At 61.1% G+C, this 2,743-nt stretch carries 5 protein-coding genes; 2 read left to right on the forward strand and 3 right to left on the reverse strand.

All coding sequences use genetic code 11. The features are described 5' to 3' along the window. The 3 genes from C8N42_RS20465 to C8N42_RS20475 all read right to left on the reverse strand — a co-directional run. A partial coding sequence (locus tag C8N42_RS20465) for a DsbA family protein (protein ID WP_107818263.1) occupies positions 1–545 on the reverse strand: 545 nt, incomplete at its 3' end. Continuing rightward, positions 542–964 (reverse strand): disulfide bond formation protein B, encoded by a 423-nt coding sequence (locus C8N42_RS20470; RefSeq protein ID WP_043772523.1) that lies wholly within the window; start codon positions 962–964, stop codon positions 542–544. The genes C8N42_RS20465 and C8N42_RS20470, both read right to left, overlap by 4 nt. 5 nt (positions 965–969) lie before the next feature. Then, positions 970–1,572 (reverse strand): SCO family protein, encoded by a 603-nt coding sequence (locus tag C8N42_RS20475; protein ID WP_233128157.1) that lies wholly within the window; start codon positions 1,570–1,572, stop codon positions 970–972. A gap of 171 nt (positions 1,573–1,743) precedes the next feature. On the opposite strand from C8N42_RS20475, the gene C8N42_RS20480 reads away from it, so the two are divergent. Beyond that, positions 1,744–2,172, forward strand: a complete 429-nt coding sequence (locus tag C8N42_RS20480; protein WP_013959865.1) for a MerR family transcriptional regulator — start codon at positions 1,744–1,746, stop codon at positions 2,170–2,172. Positions 2,173–2,275: 103 nt separating this feature from the next. After that, a partial coding sequence (locus tag C8N42_RS20485; protein ID WP_107818264.1) for a cation efflux transmembrane domain-containing protein occupies positions 2,276–2,743 on the forward strand: 468 nt, incomplete at its 3' end.

A 2,743-nucleotide genomic window follows, 5' to 3' on the forward strand; every position in this document is an offset into this window, starting at 1 on the left:
GTCTCGACGTCAGCACGATCCTGGTTCAGGATCGCCACGACATCGGGTGCCAGCACTTGCGTGCGCGCGGCCTCGGCATCGAGTCCGACCGTGGCGGCGATCTGAAGGATCAGGCCGGGCTCCGGGGCACCGTGCGACGCCCATCTCGGCTGTTCCCGCAGAACGGCCTCAAGCACCGGCTCGTAAACGTCCTGCATGCGCGCCGCCTCGAGCACACGGATGGCTTCCTCGGATGCCGCGCCGTGGAAGGGCGTGTAGCGGATCACGACGCGGACAGCATCCCCATGTTCGGCCATGATGTCCTTCACGATGGGATGAAAGGCGCGACAGGCCTCGCAGGCCGGATCGAAGAATTCGACGATCGTGACGGGCGCATCCGCAGGCCCGAGGATGGGCGAGTAGGGGCGGATCATCGCCTCCGCAAGTTCCGGAGCAACGGGCTCCGCTTCGGCCACTGGGCCGGGGCGGTTTGCAAACCAGGTGGCTCCGCCGAAACCGGCGGCGCCGAGGGCAAGAACGGACAGGATCAGGCCGCGTCGATTCATGTTCGTGTGTCCTTCAATGAAAGGGCCGACAGCGCCCCGATCAGCGCGAAGGCGGCGAGCGCCATCAGCGGGATAGGGATGCCGACGACCAGTTGGTTGTCATCGGTGCAAGAGGGGCCGGTGGCCGTGCAGGGCTGGACGCGTTCGGGAACAAGACCGACGTACAGCCCCATGTGCCAGAGGGCGATTGCGCCGCCGCCAAGCGCCAATGCGATGCCGTAGCGCCCCACGCGGCCGTCCCGCCACCAAAGGCCGAGCCCGAGGACAATGGCCAAGGGGAACATGAAGGCGCGCTGGAACCAGCACAGCACACAGGGCGTCTGCCCCAGCACCTCGCCGATGAAAAGCACGGCAAGCGAGGCGACGAGCGCGATGATCCACGCCAGCCCGAGGGCTGTTTCTCCGGACATACGGTTCATGTCGGTCAGATCCTCTCTTCCAGATCGGCGAGGATCTCTTCGGCGGAGGTGCCGTAGGGCCACGAGTCGGCGAAGCCCGCGTCGGGATCGAAGAGGAACAGATGCGACGTGTGGCCCATCGTGTAACCATCCGGCGCCGCAGCCTCTTCGACGCGTTCGAAGAAGATCGGAAAGGTCTCGGATGTGGCGGCGATCTGTTCCGGCGTGCCGGTCAGCCCGATGAAGCCCGCATCGAACAGCGGGACGTATTCGGCGAGTGCTGCGGGCGTGTCTCGTTCAGGGTCGATTGTTATGAAAATCGGCTGGACCTTGGCGGCATCGTCGCCCAGACCGTCCATCACCGCCGCGACCTCGGATAGGGTCGTCGGGCAGACGTCGGGGCAGTTGGTAAAGCCGAAAAAAACCAGCATCCAGCGCCCCGCAAAGTCCTCCTCGGTTCGAACCATACCCTGGTGGTCCGTCAGTTCGAACTCAGCGAAAAAAGGCGGTTCGGCGTCGGTTCGGGCGCTATCGGCACGATAATCGGACCAGAGCAAAAGCCATACGAAAGCAAGCGCTGCCACGCCTGCCAAAACCCAAAGAAACTTCTGTGCCGATGTAAGGGACAATCCTGTTCGCCTGATTTTGATTCTTATTGCCTGTGCGGATACATCCTCTAGCCGCTAGAGGTTCAAGCACGAAATCATGGTATAGCTTGAACTCACGCGTCTGTGAAACCGACACTTGTTTATTCCGACGGCAAAACCTACACAAACTGTATCTTTTTCATGGAGGCGAAAATGCTCACGATCGGTACTCTGTCAAAGAAGACTGGCACGAAGGTGCAGACCATCCGGTACTACGAACAGATTGGGCTCATGCCCGAACCTGGCAGGACCGAAGGCGGGCAGAGGCGCTACGACAATGCACAGCTCGACCGGCTGTCCTTCATCCGCCATTCGCGACAACTCGGTTTCTCGCTCGATGCGATCCGCGAGCTGCTCGACCTCAGCGACCATCCCAACCGGCCCTGTGATGAGGCTGATGCCATCGCGCGTCGCCAGCTCAAACAGGTGGAGCAGCGCATGGCCCGCCTGAAGGCGCTGCGCACGGAACTGAAACGCATGGTTCACGAATGCAGCGGCGGGCGGACGGGAGATTGCAAGGTGCTTGAGGTGTTGCGGGACCATTCGGAATGCTTGACCGAACACGAGGAAATCGGGGCCTGAAGGAATTCAGCCAACATTCCGGCTGGAACGCAGATCAGCCGCAGAAGTTAATGTGTCGTACAACACAAGCTGGAACCACAAAATGGCCGCTAGACAAGATTCAATGGAGAGACGGACGCTTTGGATCGTTCTGGCGCTCAATATCGGTTTGGCCGTGGCTTTTTTCGCAACAGGCGCCTTCGGCGACTCAAGTGCCCTGATCGCCAACGGGCTCGATAACCTCTCCGACAGCTTCGTCTACGCGATCAGCCTTTTCGCTTTGTCCCGATCCGCCAAATGGAAACGCGGGGCGGCGAACGTTTCCGGCGGGCTGCTGATCCTGTTCGCTGCAGGCATCCTCTACGATGCGTGGCGCCGCTACATCGGTGGGTCAGATCCGCTCGGGACGATCATGATTGCAATGGCCCTGATCGCGGCGGCTATCAACGCAGTCTGCGTTTGGCTGCTCGCTAAGCTCAAAAATCCAAACGTCAATATCCGCGCGGCCAACACCTTCAGTTACAACGATTTCGCCGCGAACCTCGGGATCGTCGTGGCCGGTGGCCTCGTCGCTTGGCTAGGAACCAACTGG

It is taken from the genome of Celeribacter persicus (assembly GCF_003050785.1).
GTDB classification, from domain to species: domain Bacteria; phylum Pseudomonadota; class Alphaproteobacteria; order Rhodobacterales; family Rhodobacteraceae; genus Celeribacter; species Celeribacter persicus.

Coding starts and splice junctions, on each gene's coding strand:
- C8N42_RS20470 (WP_043772523.1), bottom strand. CDS start 964: ATGAACCGTATGTCCGGAGAAACAGCCCTCGGGCTGGCGTGGATCATC.
- C8N42_RS20480 (WP_013959865.1), top strand. CDS start 1,744: ATGCTCACGATCGGTACTCTGTCAAAGAAGACTGGCACGAAGGTGCAG.